The organism is Frankia sp. CcWB3 (assembly GCF_977927595.1).
The window spans coordinates 1-22,939 of sequence record NZ_CDWRCK010000033.1 but is presented as its reverse complement, the minus strand read 5'-3'; the positions used below and the strand labels follow the sequence as shown (position 1 = coordinate 22,939).

General features: G+C 70.7%; 16 protein-coding genes and 1 pseudogene. 4 read left to right on the top strand and 13 right to left on the bottom strand.

Annotated features, from left to right (window positions below):
- Positions 1-474, top strand: a pseudogene (locus ACY5KJ_RS04715) (hypothetical protein); the annotation flags it as partial.
- A 124-nt stretch (positions 475-598) separates the two neighbouring features.
- A complete protein-coding gene (locus ACY5KJ_RS04710) occupies positions 599-913 on the top strand; it encodes a hypothetical protein (RefSeq protein ID WP_462186825.1) in 315 nt (104 codons plus the stop codon).
- A gap of 302 nt (positions 914-1,215) precedes the next feature.
- Here ACY5KJ_RS04710 and ACY5KJ_RS04705 read toward each other — a convergent pair whose 3' ends face one another.
- From ACY5KJ_RS04705 to ACY5KJ_RS04645, 13 genes are all read right to left on the bottom strand, one after another.
- Positions 1,216-2,085, bottom strand: coding sequence for an HAD family hydrolase (locus ACY5KJ_RS04705; protein ID WP_462186826.1), 870 nt, complete (start codon positions 2,083-2,085; stop codon positions 1,216-1,218).
- A complete protein-coding gene (locus ACY5KJ_RS04700) occupies positions 2,082-3,230 on the bottom strand; it encodes a cysteine protease StiP family protein (protein ID WP_462186841.1) in 1,149 nt (382 codons plus the stop codon). The genes ACY5KJ_RS04705 and ACY5KJ_RS04700 overlap by 4 nt, the downstream gene beginning before the upstream one ends.
- Before the next feature lie 5 nt (positions 3,231-3,235).
- Entirely contained in the window at positions 3,236-4,801 is a 1,566-nt protein-coding gene (locus ACY5KJ_RS04695) for a phosphoribosyltransferase family protein (RefSeq protein WP_462186827.1), read from the bottom strand.
- Positions 4,798-6,006 (bottom strand): HpcH/HpaI aldolase/citrate lyase family protein, encoded by a 1,209-nt coding sequence (locus tag ACY5KJ_RS04690; protein WP_462186828.1) that lies wholly within the window; start codon positions 6,004-6,006, stop codon positions 4,798-4,800. The genes ACY5KJ_RS04695 and ACY5KJ_RS04690 overlap by 4 nt, the downstream gene beginning before the upstream one ends.
- 279 nt (positions 6,007-6,285) lie before the next feature.
- On the bottom strand, positions 6,286-8,052 hold the full coding sequence (locus tag ACY5KJ_RS04685; protein WP_462202857.1) for a glycoside hydrolase family 26 protein: 1,767 nt from the start codon (positions 8,050-8,052) through the stop codon (positions 6,286-6,288).
- A gap of 488 nt (positions 8,053-8,540) precedes the next feature.
- Complete coding sequence (locus tag ACY5KJ_RS04680; RefSeq protein WP_462186830.1) at positions 8,541-9,935, bottom strand: hypothetical protein; 1,395 nt, start codon at positions 9,933-9,935, stop codon at positions 8,541-8,543.
- Positions 9,895-10,392, bottom strand: coding sequence for a hypothetical protein (locus ACY5KJ_RS04675; protein ID WP_462202856.1), 498 nt, complete (start codon positions 10,390-10,392; stop codon positions 9,895-9,897). Before ACY5KJ_RS04675 ends, ACY5KJ_RS04680 begins: the two co-directional genes overlap by 41 nt.
- Positions 10,376-12,106 (bottom strand): hypothetical protein, encoded by a 1,731-nt coding sequence (locus ACY5KJ_RS04670; RefSeq protein WP_462186832.1) that lies wholly within the window; start codon positions 12,104-12,106, stop codon positions 10,376-10,378. Before ACY5KJ_RS04670 ends, ACY5KJ_RS04675 begins: the two co-directional genes overlap by 17 nt.
- 367 nt (positions 12,107-12,473) lie before the next feature.
- Positions 12,474-14,144 (bottom strand): Hsp70 family protein, encoded by a 1,671-nt coding sequence (locus ACY5KJ_RS04665; RefSeq protein ID WP_462202855.1) that lies wholly within the window; start codon positions 14,142-14,144, stop codon positions 12,474-12,476.
- A 173-nt stretch (positions 14,145-14,317) separates the two neighbouring features.
- A complete protein-coding gene (locus tag ACY5KJ_RS04660; RefSeq protein ID WP_462202854.1) occupies positions 14,318-15,322 on the bottom strand; it encodes a hypothetical protein in 1,005 nt (334 codons plus the stop codon).
- 231 nt (positions 15,323-15,553) lie between these two features.
- Positions 15,554-16,231, bottom strand: coding sequence for a TerD family protein (locus ACY5KJ_RS04655; protein ID WP_462186835.1), 678 nt, complete (start codon positions 16,229-16,231; stop codon positions 15,554-15,556).
- A gap of 164 nt (positions 16,232-16,395) precedes the next feature.
- A complete protein-coding gene (locus ACY5KJ_RS04650) occupies positions 16,396-17,568 on the bottom strand; it encodes a DUF475 domain-containing protein (RefSeq protein ID WP_462186836.1) in 1,173 nt (390 codons plus the stop codon).
- A 350-nt stretch (positions 17,569-17,918) separates the two neighbouring features.
- Positions 17,919-18,494, bottom strand: a complete 576-nt coding sequence (locus ACY5KJ_RS04645) for a TerD family protein (protein WP_462186837.1) — start codon at positions 18,492-18,494, stop codon at positions 17,919-17,921.
- A gap of 701 nt (positions 18,495-19,195) precedes the next feature.
- Here ACY5KJ_RS04645 and ACY5KJ_RS04640 point away from each other — a divergent pair.
- Both ACY5KJ_RS04640 and treS read left to right on the top strand, forming a co-directional pair.
- A complete protein-coding gene (locus tag ACY5KJ_RS04640; protein ID WP_462202853.1) occupies positions 19,196-21,214 on the top strand; it encodes an alpha-1,4-glucan--maltose-1-phosphate maltosyltransferase in 2,019 nt (672 codons plus the stop codon).
- Complete coding sequence (gene treS, locus ACY5KJ_RS04635) at positions 21,214-22,938, top strand: maltose alpha-D-glucosyltransferase (RefSeq protein WP_462202852.1); 1,725 nt, start codon at positions 21,214-21,216, stop codon at positions 22,936-22,938. The genes ACY5KJ_RS04640 and treS overlap by 1 nt, the downstream gene beginning before the upstream one ends.
- Position 22,939 lies beyond the last annotated feature (1 nt).

Here is a 22,939-nt window from a genome sequence, read left to right as displayed (position 1 = left end):
GATGAACTTCCCAAACAGGCCCTAACCGCATACGAGGCGCTGGCCGCGTCCGCCGCCGGGGCCGCAGTCCAGGCCGAAGAGGCGATCGTGGTCATGCGAGCCTCGATGCGGACGGCGATCAAGGGTGATGCCGAATGGAACGACGCCGAAGAGGATCTTTATACGGCACTCACCGCAGCGAACACCGTAGGTGCCGGCAGGACGGCGATCCATCATGGCGAGCGGGCCGCAGCGACCTTCGTCCACGACAACCAAGGCGTTGGCCTCGCCATGCTCGCAGTTGCTACCGGCCACCTAGACGGCGACCATGCGAACCCGGGTGCGGCTGCGGTTGCGGGGATCGCCGCGCTGGGCGCGGTGGTCGATTCCCCGAACGCAGTCGTCGAGGCGCGGGCGCGGGCTCTCCACCGGGATCTGGGCCGGTGGGATATCGCCGAGGTGGATCAGTTCGGGGCGCGCATCGCCGCCATCTGAGCTTCCCGCGCCCGGCGTCCGTGAGGGACGCACGGTTACAGTTCCGGCTGTCCTGGTACCGACTTGGGTGCTCCGCCGCTACCGTTGATGCGGGGAGGGATCGACTGTAGACGGAGAGCAACCCATGGCGTGGAACAAGCGAGGGTCGACCAGTGGTGGAGCCTCCACCGGCCGTGACAGCGTCAAACGCGGCGGCAAAGGCGGATCCGCCGGATCCAAGAACAACCCCGATACCGAGAAGAACTACGACAAGCGGGGCGCGAAGGCCGGGCATGCCGACCTCGAGCCGATGGAGACCGCGGACTGCCCCACCTGCAACGGCACCGGGAACGTGGTCGCCGAACGGGTCGAGACAGACGAAGATGGTGGCTATTCGGGAACGCAGGAGAAGAAGTGCCCGACGTGCGGCGGGGCTAAACAAATCACCAAGAGAAAATGACCAGCGATCCGCCTGAGCCGGGGCCGGCGGACGACTGCGGCCCGACCGGGCCGGAGCCGGTCGTGCCGATGCTGTCGCTGGTGGCCTGCAACAAGTGCCGGCGTCGCCGTGGCGCCCAGTTGCATGCCACAGGCAGCGTCGAGCGGGTACCAGAGCGGGGGACGTGCCCGCATGGCAGGCCGCTGCGGAAAATCTGGGCGCCTGGGTTCGGGCCGGGCTCCGAGCCGCCGCCGCTGCCCGGCACACCAGAAGAACGGCGCCAAGGCCCGGTCTGAACGGGCCCGGAAGTCGCGCGAGGAGGTTCAGCGACTCCCGGCGGCGATCTCGGCCCGGACCCGCGCGACGAACGCCGCCAGCACCTGTTCGCCCGCGAGCACCCCGGCCGCGGCGGTGACGGTGACATTCGGGCCCGACCAGCCCAGCTCGTGCAGCTCACCGTGGGCCGGACGGACGGCGTGGTCGGCCGCCGCGAGCATCGGGACGTCAAGCACGGAGTCCCCCGCGGCCAGCAGCCGGGCGGTACCGGCACGGCGGGCGACCTCGGCCACCGCGCGCTGCTTGGTCAGGACCGACGGGACGAAGTACACCTTCCGCCCCTGCAGCGACATCGCCCAGCCCGCAGCCCGCGCCGTCTCGGCCTCCCCGGTCAGGTCGGGAATGCCAGCGCGGTCGTGGGCGACGAGGTAGACGAACAACCCGTCGGCGACCCGCACGAGCCGGGCCCAGCCGCCGGCGGCGGACCGCTCGGCGAGCGCCACCATCTCCGCCAGGGGGGCGCAGGCGGCGGCGACCTCGGCCGCCACGCCCGCCGCCCAGGCCGGATCGGGGACCCCGTCGACCAGCAGGTGCCCGCCGTTGGCCGCGATCGCGTAGCGCGGCCGGACCCCGAGCTTGACCCGCGCGTACTGGGCGAGGGTGCGGGTGGTGACCGGGACGAGGACGGCGAGGTCGTGCAACTCGGCGAGCAGGGCCAGCGACCGCGCCGTCGCGAACGAGATCGGCGCGCCGTCGAGGCGTTCGACCTCGACGAGCTCCGGTGCGGGTCGGTCGTCGGCCAGCAGCAGCGAGTGCCGGGAAAAGATCAGCGTCTTGTCCAGGTCACAGGCCAGCAGATGACGCGGCCCGGACGCGGCGGACGGGCCGACCGTCACGGCGGACGAGTCGGCCGTCACGGGACGTCCGGACGCCAGCGCGCGTTCGGGGTGTGGAAGACCGGTGCCGCGCCGACCGGGCGGACCAGCCCCACACAGGAGAAGGGCAGGTCCGCCATCTCCTGGACCTCGACGTCGCGGTCGGCGGCCAGTGCCAGCACGTGCGCCAGCTCGTCGAGCCGGTCGGGGGCGATGAGGATGCGCCAGGGCACCCGGCGCAGCAGGACCCGAGTCGTCTCCCCCACCCCCGGCTTCACCATGACCACGTCGGGGATGTCGAACGCGGCTGCGATGCGCTCCACCGCCGCCCAGCCCGCCCAGGTCGGACTGCGGTCGGCGGCCCACAGCCGCGGCCAGGTCTCGGCGACCTCGTCGGCCACCTCGGGGAAGTGGGCCGCCACCGTCTCGACGAAGTGCCGGGACAGATCGTGCGCCGCGAGTTCGGCGTAGTACTTCGCACCGTGGAAGTCATCCGGACCGATGTGCTCGGCGTTGAGGACGGTCCGGCTGACCAGCCCGCTCACCGTCGAGTTCAGGCAGGCGCTCGGGATGAGGAAGTCGTCGCGGGTCCCGTAGAGCGGCACGCACCGAGCCGGGTCGGCCAGTACGGCGAGGGTGTCGTCCAGCCCGAGCCGCGCCACCGCGTCGGTCAGCACCCGGGTCATCACCCCCTTGCCGGTCCAGCCGTCGACGAACTGGATCACCTCCCGGTTGTGCCGGGAGGTGAGGTAGCGGATCGCGTTCAGGTCCACGCCGCGATCCTTGATCACCGAGATCGCGTAGTGCGGGGTGTCGAGCCCGTGGCGCCAGCCATACCAGCGCCGCATCAGGATCCCCACCGGGGTACCGGCCCGGGCGATCGAGGCCAGGACCGGCTCGGGCTTGGTGACCCGTACAAGCTCCGCCACGAGGCCGGTGGCGAGCGCGACCCGGCGGGCCGACCGGTCCAGCGCCCGGTGGTAGAGCTCCAGGTAACCGGCGTCAGGCTGGTACTCGACCGGCAGGTCCTCGGAGTAGTGCCGGCCGGCCTGCATGGCCTCCTCACGGTCCTCGGTGGGCCGCTCCAAGGCGACCGCGCTGAGGTCGGTCAGCAGGAAGGTCACGTCCGCCGGATCGTATGAACCCGAGCCGACGGTGCCGGTGAGCGCGGGATCCACCGCGCCGATCCCGCTCACCGGGCGTCCCCGGGCGCACCGGTGAGCGGTCCGGCGGCGGGCGGCGCACCGGCGGGCGGCGCACCGGTCGGTCGAGGGGACGGCTGGTAGGAGGGCCGGTAGGAGGGCAGCGTCAGCACCGTGACCGGAGCGCATCGGCGTAGCTGAGTAAGCATGCCGTGGAGGCCGGTATCCGCACGGGGAGAGCTCCGGTCCGCCCCCGGGGCGACGTCCGTCTCAAAATCGACGTCCGGGACGGAGTCGACGACCACCACGATGTCGTCGTACATCCCGGGCCGGACGTTGTAGACGTGGCTGGCCCGGCCCGGGTCGTCCGGCGCGGGGAAGGTGAGGGCGGCGCGGATGGCGTAGCCGTCGACGTCGACGGGGTGGACCGGCGAACGCGTCGTGGACTGGTAGCGGATCTCACCCGGACTCGTCCGGGCCAGCGCGTCCGCTATCCGCATCGGCGTGTACATCAGTTCCTCCGTCCCGAGCACGAGCGTGCGACCCGCGGGCCGGGTCAGCGCGGCCAGTACCGTCGCGGCGACCGGCGGCACGACCTCGTCGAGGCGGTGGCGGTCGGTCAGCGACCAGCGATGACGGCCACCGTCAGGCAGGTCGGACGGCCAGTCGGCCACCAACCGGCGAACCGGGTGGGCCACCAGCGCCCCCGTCGCCCGCGCCTCGTCCCGACCGTCCGCGCCCCCGGCGAACCGGGCGCGGACCCGCGCGGCTCGGGCCGCGATCTCGGCCGGCACGGTGACGGTGGCCGTAAGCGGGGCGACGACATCCAGCCGGACCCCGAGCTCGTCGGCGAGATCGGCGAACGCGGCCCGGGCCGCGGGCGGACGGGCGTCGAGCAGCGTGGCAACCACGTAGTGCTCGCGTGGGGCGTGGGCATGCAGGATCCGGATCGTGCCGAGGGCGGTGCGCCCGGTCGACAGCTCGTCGTCGACGAGCACGATCGGCGCGCCGCACCGCAGGATCTCGCGGTCCTCGGGCATCAGCCAGTGGTGGGTCGCGTGAGAATGGGACTCCACGAACTCGAGGATCGGCGTGACACCGGGCAGCGGCCGCCGGGTGGTGTGCAGGTAGTGGCTCGTCGGGAGACCGTCGGCGACCGCGTGCCCCAACGCCGTCGCGGTCTCGCAGTAACCGATCACGATCGGACCGGTCCGCGGGCCCCCGGGCTGCTCGACCGGCGAACGCGGCACCGGCGAACCCGCAACCGGCGGGTCCGCGACCCGCTTTCCGGCCTCCTCGAAGCCGGGCAGCGCCCGGACCAGCGCGGCGACCCCGGCCCCGGCCGCGAGCGCCTCGGCCGGGGCCACCGGCAGATGCTTGCCGAGCACCCGGCTGACCAACAGGTGCGCCCGGCGTGGGTTGCGGCGCAGGGCGAGTCCCACCAGGGCGTGCAGCCCCTGGCCCGCCACATCCGCGGTGACCTGGACATCGAGGCCCAGCGCGGTCCACAGCCACATCCCTGCGGGGGCGGCCGCTGGGATGTGGGCGGGCACGGGCGCGGCCGGGTGAGGGATGGGCGCGCCGGTGGGGGCGTCTGTCCCCGCCGTCGCCGTCATCGGGCATTCCGCTGGCCGAGACGACCGTGCGTCGCCGCCAGCACCTCGACGAAGGTGTCGCCCTCGCGCAGGACACCGAACGCGCGCGCCCGGCGGATCACCGCCTCGGCCCAGGCCCGGTGCGGACGCAACTCGTTCATCTTGTTCGCGTAGCTGCTCGGCCGTACCCCGCCGGCATCCCCGTCGAGGACGGTCTCGGCATCGGTGTACTCCTCCTGGGTGACGACGTGCAGCGCGTGCACGGCGGGCACGTGGCTGGGATGGATCACCGTCTTGCCGATCAGGCCGTTGGCCTTGTCCAGAACGACCTCCCGGATCAGCCGGTCAAGGTCGGCGGAGACCAGTTCGCTGCGCATCCGGATCGCATCCTCCCCGCCGTCGACGCGGTCCGCCTGCGCGAACGGGGTCACCCGCAGCGAGCTGACAAAGAGCCGTTCCGGCTGGGCGAAGTACTCCCAGACCGGTCCGGTCACGACGTGGTCACCGCCCCGCGCACAGATATTCACGATGTCGGCGATGCAGTCCCGGACGACAGCGATGTCGTAGATCGTCAGATCGCGGTCACGGCGCAGCCCGAACAGCCCACACAGGTCCGTCGCACCGAGCCGGATCGCCAGCACCTGGTCGGCGTGCTTGTCGACCAGCCGCCGGACCGCCGACAACGCCTCCACCCGGGTCTCCCGGTTGATGACCTGCGGGCTCTCCAGCACCGGCATGGCCCACAGCGGGCGACCGACCGTCTCGGAGGCCCGCAGCACCGCCTCCATCGCCGCCTCGCCACCCTCCTCGGCGAACTTGGGCAGCACGAACCCGGCGAGACACCCGACTCCGGCCGGCCCGAGCCGGTCGACAAGATCCGGGATCTGCCCGACCGCGCGGACCCGGACGAACAGCAGTGGTATCGCGCCCGCGGCCCAGGGGGGCTCCGCCGCGAGCGCGCGCAACGCGGCGACGACGTTGGCCTCGGCGGCGGCCACCTCGGTGTCAGCGATGGAGTCCTCCAGGCAGAGAACCATCGAGGTCACCCCCGCCGCGGTCTGTCTGTGCACGTCCGACGCCAACCGGGGGCGCGTCCCCGGGGCGTAGAGGGTCGCGCCGAGCGCGGTGGCCAGCAGACGACGATCATCATTCACGGCGATGTCCTCCGGCGGCCGGAGGAACAGTGCGTCAACCGTCTCGGGGCCCAGAAAGGCGAAGTGGCGCAAGCAGCGTTCTCCTCGTCAAAGGCAGGGGCGTCGTTCGACGAGCATCCCGAAACGGTGCGCGCCGACCGGAGCCGGCAAGATCGTGAAACGTCGCCTCTCGGTGACGGTACCTGGCGAATGGCCTCCGACGACAGACGGCGGGAACTGACAGCCAGCCGACACACAGCGGCCATCTCGGCGCCATCTACGGGGCGCCGACCTGCGGCGCAGCGTCCGCGAGCGGCCAGCCACCAGTCGGCAGCGGGCGGCCGAGGCGCCGCCCGCCCCCCACGAACTCGACTAACTGGCGCCGGATCCGAAGAGCTTCTTGTACATGGCGGACGCCTTCGGGTTCTGACCGCCGTTCGTGATGGTCGAGCAGACGTTTCCGGGAGTGGGGTCGCTGAAGTAGGCCTCGTAGCCCATCACGTCGCTGGCCGCCTTGAAGGTGTCGAACATCTTCTGGATGTAGAAGGGATTGTCGCCACCGCCGTCACCGCTGCAGGAGGCCACCCCCCATTCCCCGACGCCGACCTTCTTCCCGTGCTCCCGGGCGAACCTGATCACGTAGCACAGGCCGTTGACGTCCTCGCACTGCTTGTTCCACGTCGCCTCGTCCTTCGACGGGGGGAAGTGATCGTAGGGGTCGATGCCGACATAGTCCACGTACTCGTCGCCGGGGTAGGCGCCCCAGGGGCTGTTGCCTCTGGGCACTGGGGAGGCGTGCGCGTTGAAAGTCCAGTCGATCTTGACTTCGGGGTCGGTGGACCGGATGGCGGTCGCGATCTTCCGGAAACACTCCCGGAACGCCGTCGGGTCGGCGTCCGTGTGCCAGTACATGAATGTTCCGTTAAACTCCCAGCCGATCCGGATGATGGAGTCCGCCCGGCCGTGCGCCACGAGGAAACTGCCGAGCTTCTTCCATTCGGAGTCGTACTCGCCTCGGGCGCAGGCGGCGTTGTTGCCCTGGCCCTTGGGGAATGTCGGCTGGCTGATCAGCAGCTTGCCCTGGAAACCCTTGAAGAGATCCACCGGCCAGGACGGCTCCACCAGCCCGCCCCAACCCTGGTTGCGGCTCGTGTAGACGTGGACGATGTCGTTCGGCCGGCCGCGCCAGTCACCGAACTCGACGAGCTGCGCGAGCTGATGCGACTGGAACCCCGACAGCCACGGCAGGCCCGACCTCGTCCCACCGGCGCCGGTGCCCGTCGATCCCGTACCGGGGGTCGGGCTCGCCCCGGACGGGGTGGCGGTCGGCGTCGCGGTTCTCCTGGCGGGGGCGGTCGAGCCGGCGCTCGCGGACGGCGCGGGGGACGGCGACGCGGACGCCGAACCGGCGGCGGACGTGGCGGACGGGGACGGCGCGGGCGAGACGGCCGGGCTCGGCGAGGTGCCCGCGGACGCGCCCTGCTGCCTGGGAGACGACGACGTCGAGGGCGCCGTCTTCACCACCGGTTCGTCGGGAAGAGCCGGGGCGGCCTGGAACGCCCGGGCGGCCGCCTCCGGTCCGGTCACATCAAGGGCGTCGGTCGCCGTGGCCGTGCCCTGGGTGGCCTTGACGTTGACGGTTCCCGCGAAGTCCGCCGGCACCCGGAAGCCGAGGATGAAACGGCCGTCGGCGTCCGCCCGGGTGAGCGCGCTGCCGCCCAGCTTGGCCGTCTCCGCCACGACGGTGACATCATCACCCGCGGTAAAACTGCGGCCACCGACGAGCACGATGTCCTGGTCGAAGAGGACGAGGGTGATCCGGCTGCGCGCCTGCGGGCTCAGCGTGGTGAGCGGAACGCCCTGCGTGCGGCCACTGCCCGCGTCGCCCCCCGCCCGGCTGGATCCGCTCGTCGCGGATGGCGACACGGCCGGAGTCGGCGACGGTGAGTTTCCCGCGGCGCGGGCCAGCGGGGTGACCGCCTGGAGGAGACCCACCACGAACACGGCTATCAGGCCGATCCGGGCTCCGGTCCGGACCCGACGCTGGGTGTGGATCCGGCCGCTGCGGGGTCGTCGATGGGCTGGGGGAATCGGCCGGCCGACCGGAGGGGCGGGTCGGCCGCGGATGATCGAGGCCATGCTCGCGCGCTGCCTTTCGGTGTTGGCGTGACATGCTCCCGTCGGATCACCCGGCACGCGACGGCGGAGCATGGCCGGACCACGACCCACGATGGGCGTCCCCTCCGAGCGGACCGCTCGCACGGCAACCGCTCATCGCTCCACCGGACTCGACCCATGCCTCACCAGGCGAGTCGACCGGGCACCGTCAGGTGCCCGGTCGTGAACCCGACCGTCCCCGACCTCGCAGCCGGAACGATTCGACAGGTGCTCCACCCAGGTAACCGATACACACCTGGGCGGTACTGGGACTAGGAGTGATGAGGCCAATCGTAAACGGCGCACCCCAGCCAAGGAACAGCACCCTCATGAATACTTTCCGTAGTAGCGCATATGTTGTAGATCTGGTGCTACAAATCCCGAGGTAACCGCCATAAATCAACGAAAAGACAAGAAGAAATGAGCCGGAGCGGACCACAGAGAGCACACTCACCCGGGATCGCTCCGGATCATCGAATGACCAGTGCGTCGTCCGGTGGTTGGGTGATGGTCCATCCAGTCGGGTGCACCAGCGCCGGCAACAGCCGGACTCCCCAGGGCAGCTGGGCGCCGTCCAGGGTGACGTCGATGGTCCGGGTGCCGGCCTGGTCCACAGCGGCGAGCCGAGACAGCTCGTGGGCCTCCGCGGCCACCCGCGGCGGTACGGTTCCCGGCCGCGCGAACAGGATCAGATCTCCGGCCGGACCGGTGGTGTGCACCTGTACCCGTAGGGTGCGCCGCCGCCAGCCGGACCTGCTCACGGTGTAGGTGACGGTCGGCTGGGCGACCGGAGCCGGCGGCGGTGACGCGGGGCCGGTGGGCGGGCCCGCCGGCGGGTTCGTCTGCGCCTCCGGCGCGTGCTCCGGGACCGGACGGACCGGCACCGGATGGAGGGGGCCGGTGGTCATGGGCGGCGGGTAGGTGCCCGTGGCCGTAGGCAACGGCACAGCACCCGTCGCCGTAGGCAACGGATAGCCCCCGGTGCGGGGCTGGGTCGGCCCACCCAGCGACTGCATCGTGATCGGGTCGGCGACGGCACCGACCACCGACCGGCCCGAAACCACGCCGGCCGAAACCACGCCGGCCGAGCCTCCCGGGCTGCTCCCGGACGCCGCCGGCATCGGGGGTGGATCAGGACGCGTCGCGGGGCGCGCCAGCACTGAGACGCCGGCCGCGACCATCCGGGCCACGCCCCCCGACCGGTACACCGGGTAGCAGGCCACGTGGTAGGCCCACCCGTCCCGCGGCGCGGCGAGATGCCAGCCGCCCTTGATCTCCAGGCTGGTGTTGGTGACCTTGGCGCCCGCGGCGTAGGGATCATCCGGTCCGGTCGGCGGTTGGTCGCGGCGCCAGAGCACCCGCGCCTCGGTGACCCCCGGCGGCAGCTGGAAGGACAGCACGATCGAGTCGCCTCGATCGTCGGCGCGCAGGTCCCGCACGGGTTCGATGGCGAGGTGACGCACGGCCCGGCCGACGACGGCCGTCCCGCCATGGACCGTCAGCGGCGTGTAGATGACCTCGCCGACCTGTGCCGCCTCGCTGACCTGCCCGGAACGGCTCAGTCCCACAAGACGTGACGAATCGGTGATGGCAGCGAGCGACACGTCGCTGCCTTCTGGCCCGATGCCGATCATCGGCAGGGGCCCCGACCCCGGGTAGGGCCACGGGCCGGTACTGGTCGCGTAGGCGGTACTGGTCGCGTGGGCGGTGGCGACGGGGACGGCCGGCGGCTCCGGCACCGGGGTCGCGTAGATCCGCACCTCCCAGCCGGGCGGCGGCGTCCAGCGCAATGTGGTCCGCCCGGCGGCGGTGACCACCGTGAGGTCATGGACGGGCCGCGGGCGGGCGGCCACCTCCAGCGTCACCTCGGCCCCGGGGGTCCGGGCCGGGGGTCCGGGCCGGGCGTCCCTGCGCGTCCTGGTATTCGACGAAGACGCGGTAGCGATAGGTCACGCCGACGACGACATCGGTGTCGTGGAAGAGGCCGCCGGTGCCCCGCGCCCGCCGGGGCGGCTGGCTGACCGCGGCGGGCGGTGCCACCGTCCGCTCCACTGTCACGGCGGCCAGCGCCCCGCCGAGGCTCCAGTCCAGGCGGATCCCGGCGGCGGTGCGCTCGGCCCGCAGATCGGTGATGTCCCGGGTGAAGACGAGCGGGGCGGCCTCCACCGGCACGGAACGGCGCTCACCGCAGAGGGCGGTCACCTCGTATCGCACCGGCGTCCAGGCGGGGGCGCCGGCATCGCACAGCTCCGTCGAGCGGGTGGTACCGAGGCTGCTCCGCCCCGGGGCCACCCCCTGGCCGTCGCTAACTTCCACGGGCACGATGCGTTCCACCCGGTAGGAGACCGCTCCCCCGACCGAGGGCGAAGCACGCCACCACAGCTGCACCGAACCGTCGGGGCCAGGCACCGCGGTCAGGTCGGACGGCGGGGAGAGCGGCAGGGCCGCCATCGCCGCGAGCGCCTCCCGGTTGTCCGCCGCCGTCGCGAGGACCGCGGCGAGGGCGACCTCCTGGTCCTCGGGTGGTAGCGCGCGCCGCCTCGACCCGCCGGCGGATCACCGCCTGGGCGGCAATGAGCTCGGCCAGTACCTCGGCCGGTTTCCGGCCGTCGGGGCCGGGGACGTCGGCGGCCTGTGCCGCGAGCCAGCGGGCGTCGGCGAGCGCCGCATCCGCCCGGCACGCCGCGCGGGCCTCGGCGAGGGCTCGCCAACCGGCGTCCGCGGCGCCCAGCGCGGCGGAGACCCGGGCTCCCAGTTCCTCCGCCGTCCCGGCGACCGGCCCACCGACGGCGGCCAGCACCGGATGGGCGGTCGTGAGGATCTCGCCGGCCTGGCGGGGATGACCGCCCTCCAGGGCGCGGCGCACCGCGACGAGCGCCTCGGCCGCCTCCCTGGCCTGGCGCAGGCTGTGCCCGCAGTGCCGGCAGACGACCGCCGCCGCCTCGGTCATCGATCCGCAGGACGGGCAGGTGGTGTAGAGGTCGGTGTCGCAGTACCGGCAGTGCCGCACGGACCCGGCCGCCTCCGGCCGGCCGCATCCCGGGCATACCACATAGTCGACGACCCCGCCGACGTTCACCGCGGCGCCGAGCTCCCGGGCCGCCTCCAGGACGACGGACTTCGCCTGAGCCGCGGTCAGTCCGCGCCCGGTCGCGAGCGCCGCCCGGACGAGACCCTCGAAGGCGACCGCGGTGAGCTCGCCGTCGAGCACGACGTGTTCCTCGACCGCGGGCCGCAGCTCGTCCACGGCGTCCGCCATCAGCCCAACGGTGTACGCGGCGGGGTCACCCTCGATCAACCGGGCGGAGACGAGGGCGAGCAGGTCCGCGGTGACCGTCTTCTCCCGGTCATGGGGACGGTGGTGGTTGCCCGCCACCATCACGGCGTACGCGGCCCGCAGCCGCTCCGGTGAGGCGTCCGGGGCCAGCCCCAGGAAGGCCCACAGCGACGCCGTCGAGACCCGGTCCCCGCCGCGCAGGGCGCACAGCTCGCCGAGCCGTTCAGAGATCTGCCGGCGGACCTCGGTCGGCAGCGGTTCGACGCCCCCGCCGACGGCGTCGATGATGATCTGCTCCCGGCTCAGACGAGCATCGAACTCCTCGACCGTCACCCCGGCGGCGACGGCGAGGCGGCGCAGGCCGTCCACCCGGGATGCCGGGATGCCGCCGAATCGCTCCCGGACGGTGGCGAGATAGCCGTCGACCTTGGCGAGACGCTCGGCGTCACCGCTACGCCGGGCCACCAGCACCCGGGCGCGGACCCGTTCCCGGGAGTCCGCGTCCCGCAGCGGCTCCTCCCATTCCGCCCGCCGACGGACAAGCTCGGCGGCAAGGGTCGCGTACTTCGCCGAGTTGCGTTCCCGCTGCAGGAAGGCGAGCACCCGCACCAGGTGCGCCCCGACGTCGGAGCCGGTGTACGCCACCGTCGGATCGAGACCCGCGAGGAGGAACGGGTCGGTGGTGTCCAGGGAGGCACAGGCCCGCAGCGGCGCCAGCACCCGCTGGCGATAGCCGCTGCCGTCGAACGCCGCGCTCACCGATCCACCTTCGTCCCACGTGCCCACCGCGCCCGCCATGCCCGCCGGGAATCGGCCGGCGGCCCGTCGTCAGGCGCCGCTCGTGAAGCGGCCGTCGACCACTCCACACCTGAGAGTACGAAGCCGCGCCTCGGCGCGGGCCGCGGACGCCAGGTTGGCACCGCCCGCACGCACTGCGCGCACCCACGTCCCCGCGAGGCCTGGAAGGCGCTCCACCGGACGCGGTGCCTGGTCAGGCTGAACCCTATCCACTCCGGCGTCGGCCGCCGCGGGCCGGAACACTCGTGCGGGAACACTCGTGGGGGAGGCCGAACGGCCCCCTCGGGCACCGGCGCCGATCAGCCGGGGCCCGATCCGCCGGGGGGCCTCAGTCCCGCTGCTTGAGCAGGCTGACCTTCGCCGACTCGACGGCCCGCATCTCCTCCGAGCCGACCCCGGCGCGCACCTCGAGCACCAGGGGGGTGGCCGCGCCCTCGTGCGAGGCGGTGACCTGGATCGTCTGGTCCCCGCCCATCGTGAAGGTCACCTCAACGGGGGTGCCCAACGGGTGGCCAGGCGGAATCCCGCTGATGGAGCCGGCGACGATCACCTTGTTGTCGTCGATCGCCGTGGACTCGGCGGTGGTGCCCTGCTCGAAGACCCGGATGTCCACCTCGGCCTGATCGTCGACGACGGTGTAGAAGGTCCGGGTGACGGCGATAGGCAGCGGGTCGTTCTGGTGGGCGAGGAAGGCCGCGACCGGTGTGCCCCGATCCTCGGTGAAGATCCCGAAGCCACGCGACGTGACATTCGTCACCTTCGTGCGGACGAGATCAACCACGGAGGCGGTCGCGAGTCCCGCCTCCTCGGCGCTGGCGGCAGCCGCCTTCTCCACGTCCACGGCGTCAGCTGCGGCGAGTTCCTGGTCGGGACGTAGATGCCCGCTGGCGACCAGGTTCGCGTGGACCTCCCGCTCCAGCGCCTTCTTCTGCCCGTACACCGCGGCGCCCTTGGCGACGGCAAGATCGAGATCGGCAAGCCGGGAGGTGAGCCCGAAGGACTCCTGCAGCCGGCGGGCCACCGCCGGTGTCTTGCTCATGCCCCCCACCAGCAGGCACAAGTCGATCTTCTCGACACCTTTCTCTCGGGCCGGCGCCAGCACCGAGCCGGTCAGGTCGAGAGTGCGCCGCAGCAGCGGGCCGGTGATCTCCTCGAAGACGGTCCGGGTCACCGGCACGCTTGTGCGTCTGCCGTTGTGCACGACCAGCACGTCGACGCTGTCCCGGCCGGACAACGCCAGCTTCGCGTCCTCGGCCGCGGCCAGCAGCTCCTGCTCGTCATAGACGTCGTCGAGCGGGTCGCCCGCGTCGGGCTGCGCCTCGGTGAACTTCTGCGCCAGGTAGCGGACGAGTTCATTGTCCCAGTCCGCACCGCCCAGCTCGTGGTCGCCATCCGTGGCGACCACGGTGATCGCGCCCTCGCTCAGCCTGATAACCGTGGTGTCGAACGTGCCACCGCCGAGGTCGTAGACCAGCACGGTCGACTCCTCGGCCCCGTCCTGGCCGAATCCGTAGGCGAAGGCGGCGGCGGTCGGCTCGTTGATGATGTCGACCACGTTGAGGTCGGCGAGCTCGCCGGCCAGCTTCGTCGCCTTGCGCTCCTCGTCACCGAAGTACGCGGGCACGGTGATCACTACATCGGTGACCGGGACACTGGTCGCGCGTTCGGCGTCCGCGGCGAGCGCCTTGAGCACCAGGCTCGACACCGCGGAGGCGCTGTACTCCGCGTCATGCGCCACGAACCGCCAGTCCGACGCGCCCATGTGCCGCTTGACCAGCCGGGCGACGTCGTCGGGACGGATGCGAGCCTGGCGTTTGGCCTGGGTTCCCACCACGAAAGAGGTTGGGCCCTCCGCCCCAGTGTCGAACAGGACGACCGAAGGCGTCGTCGGCTGGGACTCGATGTTGCGGATCACTTCCGGTCGGCCGTACTCGTCGACCTGGGCGATGCAGGAGTAGGTCGTGCCCAGGTCGATCCCGAACACCTTGGTGCCTGCCACCGTCTAATTCTTCCCTTCACAAGCCTCGTAGCGTTCGCCGCGGTGCCCGCCCTCCGCGGCTCAGCGCGATCGGTAGACCTCGGTCTCCGCCGGTCGGACGACCGTGGTCTCGCCGCGGACGAAGCCCGGACGAACAGTACGAGCGATCGTCCCGTCCCGTCCCGGGTCGTCCGTCAGCACCCGACGCACCCCAGGTGCCGCGCCGGGTCGAAGGTCCCGCCCGGCACCGCTGTATACGGGCGGACGTCCACAGCGACATCGAGCACCTGGAGCAGCTGCTTACGCAGGATGCCGGCGACACTCTGCGGATCGTCGGCCCCCAGGCTATCCATTTGATCATGAAGTCGAATCAACCCCCGCAGAAGGGGGGCCATGGCTTCGGTAAGTTCACCACTACGTAGCCGGGCATTCTCAGCGTGCAATCGGTCCACGAGTTGGGTATCGTGCCGCCGTAGCCGGGCCAATTCGTCGACGCGGCTCGCGAGGCGTTCCAGCGCCACCGCCTGGACAGCACCGATCGAACCCACCAGATCCGTCCCGCCGCCGTCAGGGCCCGGGCTGCCCGCGGGGCAGGCCTGATCCGCCGGGCCGCCCTGAGGAACCTGATCATCCTGAGCCGCGGTGCCGCCGTGGCCGGCCGGGCCACGCTCCCCATCCCGTTGATCCGGGCCTGTCGGGGACCGTGTCGGCGTCACCGGTCCGGCGTGCTCGGATGCCACGGCCGGCTCCGGCCCGCCGGGCCCGGCCTCGTCGGGCCAGACCTCCTCGGGCCCGGCCTCCTCGGGGCCAGCCGCCCCGAGGTCCCCGCCCTCGGAACCGCCGTCCCGGAGATCACCGTTCTCGAGGTACTCCTGCCGGGAACCGTCGGGGGCGTAGGAACCGTCGCCAGGGTAGTCGCTGCCGTCCGCGCAAGGTCCGGCGCCGGGAAACGGGTCGGTTGCGCCGGGAAACTCATCCCGCGCCCCATACCCCGATCCGGCATGGTCCCCGTAGCCACTCGACCCGCCGTGGCTCGGCGGCGAGGGGGACCATGCCGAGGCGTTCCGTGCCGGGAACCGGTCCTCCCCCGGCGGATAGGCGTCCACCGGAACCTGCCGTCTCCGGCCCTGCTCCCAGCCGGCCGCTCGCGAAGGATCGGCGTATGCCGGGTCGGCCTGGCCCGGCTCGGCGCCAGGCACCGGCCCGCCGCGATCATCGGCGGAGTATCGCCCGGGTCGCTCCCGGCCTTGCCCGGAAGCCGGGTCACGATCAGGATGAGATCGGTGCCCGGGGTGGGCCCGCTGGTCGGAGCTCGCGCGGTCGGCGCGCGTCCGCTCGGGTGAGGGCTCGCGACGTGGCTGGAACATCGAGTATCGATCCTCCTCGCCGACGGGCGGCGGGACCGGATGGCTCATCGCGGGCTACCGGCGTCATTTGCGGCCAGCGGTCCAGTTCAGGCCCCAGCCGTAGGCCTCGTCAAGCTCGCGGTGACCGCTGACGTAGCGGACCTCCCGGCTGACCTTGAAGTCGTTGCCGGTATTGGTCAGCAGGGCAACGGCGCACATCCGGACGCCGCCGGCCCGCTCGTCCAGCCGGACCTCGATCGGGGCACCCTGCGCCGGAGTCAGGGTGACCACCGCGTCGGCCTGGTCGAACGAGGCCACCCCCTCGTAGATGAAGGCAAACACGAGGATGCGGCGGATCTGGGAGATGGCGGCGAGGTTCACGTACAGGTTCTCGCCACCGACCGCGGCGCCCGTGCGGTCGTCCGCGTCGAGGTTGATGAAGGGGGGGTCCGTGAAGGAGCCGAACGCATCGCCCAAGGCCTGGACCACACCCGCACGGCCGTCGGAGAGTTCGAACAACGCGGCGAGGTCGAGATCAATGCCGCCGCCCGCGGCGCCCAGCACCCGCTTGAGGAAGCCGCCCTTCTGCTGGCCGCCGCCCGGCTGCTGGTTCCAGTTGAGGTTCACGTGCAGCCGCCCGCCACCGCCCTGCTTGCTCAGCGAGACGGTCGGCGCGGATTTCGTCAGTGTCACCTTGCTCAGTGAGACCGAGCCGGAACCGGCCGCCGGGGTGGCGGGACGTTTGCTGTAGTCGATGCCCATGGTCCGCTCCCTCGCGGTAGCTGGGCGTCATCCATGATCAGATAATCATCGCCTGGCAGGATCGGACGCCGGTACCCGACGATGTCACATCCGCGGCGGTACTCTCCAGACCGGCCGCCCGGGCCCGGTTGCGCCGGGCAGCTGTCACCGCCCGGCGCACGGCGCTACAGCGGGGCGCCGACGACCTCCCGTGGCTGCCCCGGGCCGCCCTCGCCCTCGCCCGGGACGGACCCGGCACCCGCCGAACCGCGCTCGGCGGACCGGTGGCGGATGGAGGACAGCAGCGACAGACCGATGAAAGCCACCCCGATGATACCGGTGACGATCTCCGGAACCTCGGTCTCGATCGAGATGCCCAGGATGACGGCCAGCGCCCCGATCGCATAGTGGGCACCGTGCTCGAGGTAGATGTATTCGCCGAGGGTGCCCCGCTGGACCAGGTAGACGGTCAGGGACCGGATGTACATCGCGCCAGTCCCGAGGCCGGCCGCGATGATGAAGATGTTCTGGGAGATCGCGAAGGCACCGACGACCCCATCGAATGAGAACGACGCGTCGATGACCTCGAGGTAGAGGAAGAGGAACGCGGCGGCCTTGCCGGTGGCGAGCACCAACTTCGGCGGGCCGGCGGTGCCGTTCAACCGGGCCGGGGCCAAGCCGGCCGACTCGGCGGCGGAGCCGGAGTCGTCGTCATCGGCGCCCACACCGCGGGCCTCGAAGAACTCGCCGAGTCCCCGCACGCCCAGATAGGTCGCGAGCCCCGCCAGCCCGGAGAGCAGCACCTGCTGCTGGTGGCCGCCGGCGAAGGCCTGGCCGACCACCAGCAGGGCGATGAGCCCGAGCACGATCGGAACCACATCGAGCTGGCCCGCCCTGCGCAGCGGCTCCTCCAGCTTCTTGATCCACTGGATCTCCCGTTCGGGGTCGAACAAGAAGTCCAGGAACAGCATGAATAGGAAGATCCCGCCGAACGCGGCGATGGCCGGATGCGCGTCATCCAGTTTCTCCGCGTACCGGGCACTGTCGTTCAGCGCCAGGTCGAAGACCTCGACCGGACCGAGATGCGCGGTCAGCGCCACGATGGCGATCGGGAAGACCAGACGCATGCCGAACACCGCGATCAGGATGCCGAACGTCAGGAAGATCTTCTGCCAGAACTGGCTCATCCGGCCAAGGATCGTCGCGTTGATGACGGCGTTGTCGAAGGACAAACTGATCTCGAGCACCGCGAGGATCGCGACAAGCGCCGCGGCCCGGGGGCCACCGATCACCCCCGCCGCGGCCACCCCGATAACAGTGATCCCCAAGGACCATCCGAAGACTCGCAAGGCGTGCACGCCTACCAACACCCTCCCGGACCGGTCGCCAGATCCCGGCCGCGCCGCGCGGGCGGATCCGCGGTCCGTCGGATCCCGCATCGCTCAAGCATCACCGGAGACCGCATCGTCCGCGGCCTACTGGCCCGGTGCGGCGGTCGTCGGCATCGTAACTGCTCGTCTGGTGGGCGCGACCTGACAAAAGTGGTACACCCGATGTGTATCGCTTTATCTGTACATGTCACCCACACACGGCCGGATCCCTAGTATCCGGTCATTACCGGACCGGCCGTCCGGACCCACCGGCCCGGTCAGACCCGCCGGCAGGTCGGGCCCGGTCGCCTGACCGAGCCCGACCGCGCACCCGGGGTTCAGACGTTGACGCCGAAGTCGCGCGCGATCCCGGTCAGACCCGAGGCGTAGCCCTGTCCGACGGCTCGGAACTTCCAGTCCGCGCCGTGCCGGTAAACCTCGCCGAACACCATAGCCGTCTCGGTGGAGGCGTCCTCGGTGAGGTCGTAGCGGGCGATCTCGCTGCCGCCGGCGCCGTTGACGATCCGGATGAAGGCGTTGCGGACCTGGCCGAAGCTCTGCTGCCGCGAGTCCGCGTCATAGATCGAGACCGGGAAGACAATCTTGTCAATCTCCGATGGCAGGGTCGTGAGGTTCACCATGATGGCCTCGTCGTCGCCCTCACCCTCGCCGGTCAGGTTGTCGCCCTGATGCTCGATCGCGCCGTCGGGGCTCTTGAGGTTGTTGAAGAAGACGAAGTGCCCGTCCGACGCGACCTTGCCGTCGGCCCGGCACGCGATGGCGCTCGCGTCCAGGTCGAAGTCCGCGCCGGTTGTGCTCCGAACGTCCCAGCCGAGTCCGACCAGGATGTTGGTGAGTCCGGGCGCCTCCTTGGTCAGCGACACGTTGCCGCCCTTGCTGAGGCTGACTCCCACTGCTCTCCTCCTGCTGTGCGTTGTTCGAAAGGGCCGCTGTTCAGATGTTGCCGCTGTTCAGATGTCTCGGAGGCCGCTCAGGCGGCCCCCCGCGGAAGCCGTCGGCCCGGGGCAAGGTGCGCCCCGGGTGTCCCCGGCATCCGGGCGCCGGCAGCCTACTGCGCGGCGTGAACGCCACAGTGACTCTCCGCCCGCGAAGGCCACGTGGCCGGAGTACTGTGCCCTGCGGGACGAACGAGTGGGCCGCGAGGTTCCCGCGGCCGGCGCCACACCGCCCCGGCGCCGTCCCGTTGCCGCGCCGGCTCCGCCCGGATCGTCCCGGTGCCGCTCGCCCTCCACGATCGAACCACCCCTTTACGCGCCGGTAACCGCGGCGGAACACCACCCAAGCTACCCCGACCCCACCACACAACATCACCACAATGATTCCGGAATGCGCCGGGCGTCCGCCGCCGGGGCCCGGTGACGCTCCGGCCTCGACCCCGCACCCGGAACACCACAACGGAGGAGGTTCGGACGTTCGACAGGGCCACAACTGGGGAACATCGCCTTCAGCGCGGGCCATCCGGGCGGGACGGACCGACCCACCCCAACGACAACAATCGCCCATGCGATGGTCGCGGGCAGTTCACACAGAGGTGTCGCCAATCGCCACGTGCAGGGCGGACCATTGAGGTGTGGTTCGTCTGGATAAGGTCGTCATGATGATCGGACGTTCAGTAGGCCGGGTTGTCATCTCCGATGTGACACCGACCGTCTCGTGTGGCCAGTGGCCGGCGCGGGCGGTCGCGGGCGAAATTCTCACCGTCGGTGCAACGGTGTTCCGCGAGGGTCATGACCTCATCGGCGCGAACGTCGTGCTGTCAGGTCCCGACGGGCAGGGAACTCCGTTCACCCGGATGCGGTCCGTTGGCCCCGGGACCGACCGTTACGAGGCGGAGATCACCGCCGGGACCGAAGGCCTGTGGGGATATCGGGTCGAGGCGTGGGCTGATCCGCTCGCCACCTGGCAGCACGGTATCGCCCTCAAGGTCGGCGCAGGCCAGAACACGGACGAACTCGCGGTGGACTTCGAGGACGGTGCGCGCCTGCTGCTGCGGGCCCTGCCCGGGCTCCCCGAACCGCGCCGGGCGGAGATCGCCCTCGCCGTGGCCGCGCTGCGCGACGACAATCGCACCGACCCCCGCGACCGGATCGCCGCGGCCCTCGATCCTCGGCTGGTGAGCCTGCTGGACGCCTGCCCGCTGCGCGAGCTGGTGACCCGCTCGCCGCTGTACCGGGTGTGGGTGGATCGTCGGCGCGCCCTCTACGGCAGCTGGTACGAGATGTTCCCGCGCTCGGAGGGCGCGAGCCTCGACCCGCCCCGGTCCGGGACCTTCCTCACCGCGGCCGAACGCCTGCCCGCGGTCGCGGCGATGGGCTTCGACGTGGTGTACCTGCCGCCGATCCATCCGATCGGCGAGGTCAACCGCAAGGGTCCCAACAACACCCTCACTCCCGGTCCGACAGACCCCGGCTCGCCGTGGGCCATCGGCAGCGAACACGGCGGCCACGACGCCGTGCATCCCGGCCTCGGCACGATCGACGACTTCGACCTGTTCGTCGCCCGGGCACGCTCGCTGGGCATGGAGATCGCGCTCGACCTCGCCCTGCAGTGCGCGCCGGACCATCCATGGGCGAAGCATCACCCGGAGTGGTTCGTCGTGCGCAGCGACGGCTCCATCGCCTACGCGGAGAATCCGCCGAAGAAGTACCAAGACATCTATCCGCTGAACTTCGACGCCGACCCGACCGGGCTCTACCAGGAGATACTACGCGTTGTCCGGTACTGGACTGCACACGGAGTACGAATCTTCCGTGTCGACAATCCGCACACAAAGCCCGTCGAGTTCTGGGAATGGCTCATCGCCCAGGTGAAGTCGACCGAACCGGATGTGCTCTTCCTCGCGGAGGCGTTCACCCGGCCGGCGATGATGCACACGCTCGCCAAGGTCGGTTTCACCCAATCATATACCTATTTCACCTGGCGCAACACGAAGTGGGAGCTCGAGAAGTACGCGCGCGAACTGGTGTCGGCCGCGCACTACATGCGGCCGAACTTCTTCGTCAACACCCCGGACATCCTGCCGGAGTACCTGCAGCACGGCGGCCCGGCGGCGTTCCAGATCCGGGCGGTGCTCGCGGCGACGCTGTCGCCGACCTGGGGCGTCTACGCCGGGTACGAGTTGCGCGAGAACACCCCGGTCCGACCGGGCAGCGAGGAGTACCTGGACTCCGAGAAGTACCAGTACCGGCCGCGCGACTGGGCCGCGGCGGAGCGTGCGGGCCAGTCGCTCGCGCCGTACCTGACCAGACTCAACCAGATCCGCCGCGCCCACCCCGCCTTGCAGTGGCTGCGCAACCTCCACTTCCACCATGCCGACGGGGACGAGATCATGGTCTTCTCCAAGCGGGTGGACTCCCTGCGAGCAGACGACACGGGTCCCGGGGACACGGCCGCTGCCGACACCGTGCTCGTCGTCGTCAACCTCGACCCGCACGCTCCCCGGGAGACCACCGTGCGGCTCGACATGCCGGCCCTCGGCCTCGGCTGGGAAGACTCCTTCGAGGTCACCGATAAGATCACTGGTGCCGCCTACGCGTGGGGCAAGCAGAACTACGTGCGGCTGGACCCGGCGGTCGGGCCCGCGCACGTCTTCGCTGTGCGGGCCCGGCCGTGATGGATTCTGAGCCTCTCAGCGAACCGATCGGCGAGCACACCCCCGGCCCGGCCCCCGCCATGCCGAGCGGGGAGACCTTACGCGACCCGCGCTGGTTCAAGCGGGCCGTGTTCTACGAGGTGCTCATCCGCGGCTTCGCGGACTCCAACGGCGACGGCACCGGGGACATTCGCGGCCTGATCTCCAGACTCGACTACCTGGAGTGGCTCGGCGTCGACTGTCTGTGGCTGCTGCCAATCTACTCCTCGCCGTTGCGTGATGGCGGCTACGACATCAGTGACTACTTTCAGATCCTACCGGAATTCGGCGACCTCGGCGACTTCGTCAGCCTGGTCGACGAGGCCCACCGCCGGGGCATCCGGATCATCGCGGATCTGGTGATGAACCACACCTCGGACGCCCATCCCTGGTTCCAGGCGTCCCGCTCCGACCCCGACGGGCCGTTCGGGGACTTCTACGTCTGGTCCGACAGCGACGAGCTGTACCCGGACGCCCGGATCATCTTCGTGGACACCGAGAAGTCGAACTGGTCGTGGGATCCGGTCCGCGGTCAGTACTACTGGCACCGTTTCTTCTCCCACCAGCCCGACCTGAACTATGACAACCCCGAGGTCCAGGAGGCGATGCTGGAGGTCCTGCGCTTCTGGCTCGATCTCGGCATCGACGGGTTCCGGCTCGACGCGGTCCCCTACCTCTATGTCCGGGAGAACACCAACGGCGAGAACCTGCCGGAGACCCGCGAGTACCTCAAACGGGTCCGCAAGGAGGTCGACGCCAAGTACGCCGACCGTGTGCTGCTCGCCGAGGCGAACCAGTGGCCCTCCGACGTCGTCGAGTACTTCGGCAACGACGACGAGTGTCACATGGCGTTCCACTTCCCGTTGATGCCGCGCATCTTCATGGCGGTCCGGCGGGAGTCCCGCTACCCGATCTCGGAGATTCTCGCTCAGACGCCCCAGATCCCGCCGAACTGCCAGTGGGGCATCTTCCTGCGCAACCACGACGAGCTGACGCTCGAAATGGTGACCGACGAGGAACGGGACTACATGTGGGCCGAATACGCGAAAGATCCACGTATGAAGGCCAACATCGGCATTCGTCGCCGGCTGGCGCCGCTGCTGGACAACAGCCGTGACCAGATGGAGCTGTTCACCGCGCTCCTGCTCTCGCTGCCCGGCTCGCCAGTGCTGTACTACGGCGACGAGATCGGGATGGGTGACAACACCTACCTGGGCGACCGGGACAGCGTCCGGACTCCGATGCAGTGGTCACCGGACCGTAACGCCGGTTTCTCCACCGCGGACCCGGCCCGGCTGTACCTTCCCCTGATCATGGATCCGGTCTACGGTTATCAGGCCCTGAACGTCGAGGCCGGACAGCGCATGCCGACCTCGTTCCTGGCCTGGACCAAGCGGATGATCGAGGTACGCAAGCGTCATCCGGTCTTTGGGCTCGGCGACTACACCGAGCTTGGCGCGTCCAATCCCTCGATCTTCGCCTTCGTCCGCGAGTTCGGCGACGACCGGGTCCTGTGCGTCGCGAATCTGTCCCGCTTCGCCCAGCCGGTGGAGCTCGATCTGCGTCGTTTCGAGGGATTGGTTCCGGTGGAACTGCTCGGCCGGGTGCACTTCCCGCCGATCGGCGAGCTTCCCTACCTGCTGACGCTGCCAGGTCACGGACGTTACTGGTTCGCGGTGACCAGACCGGGGGAATTCACCCCCTAGT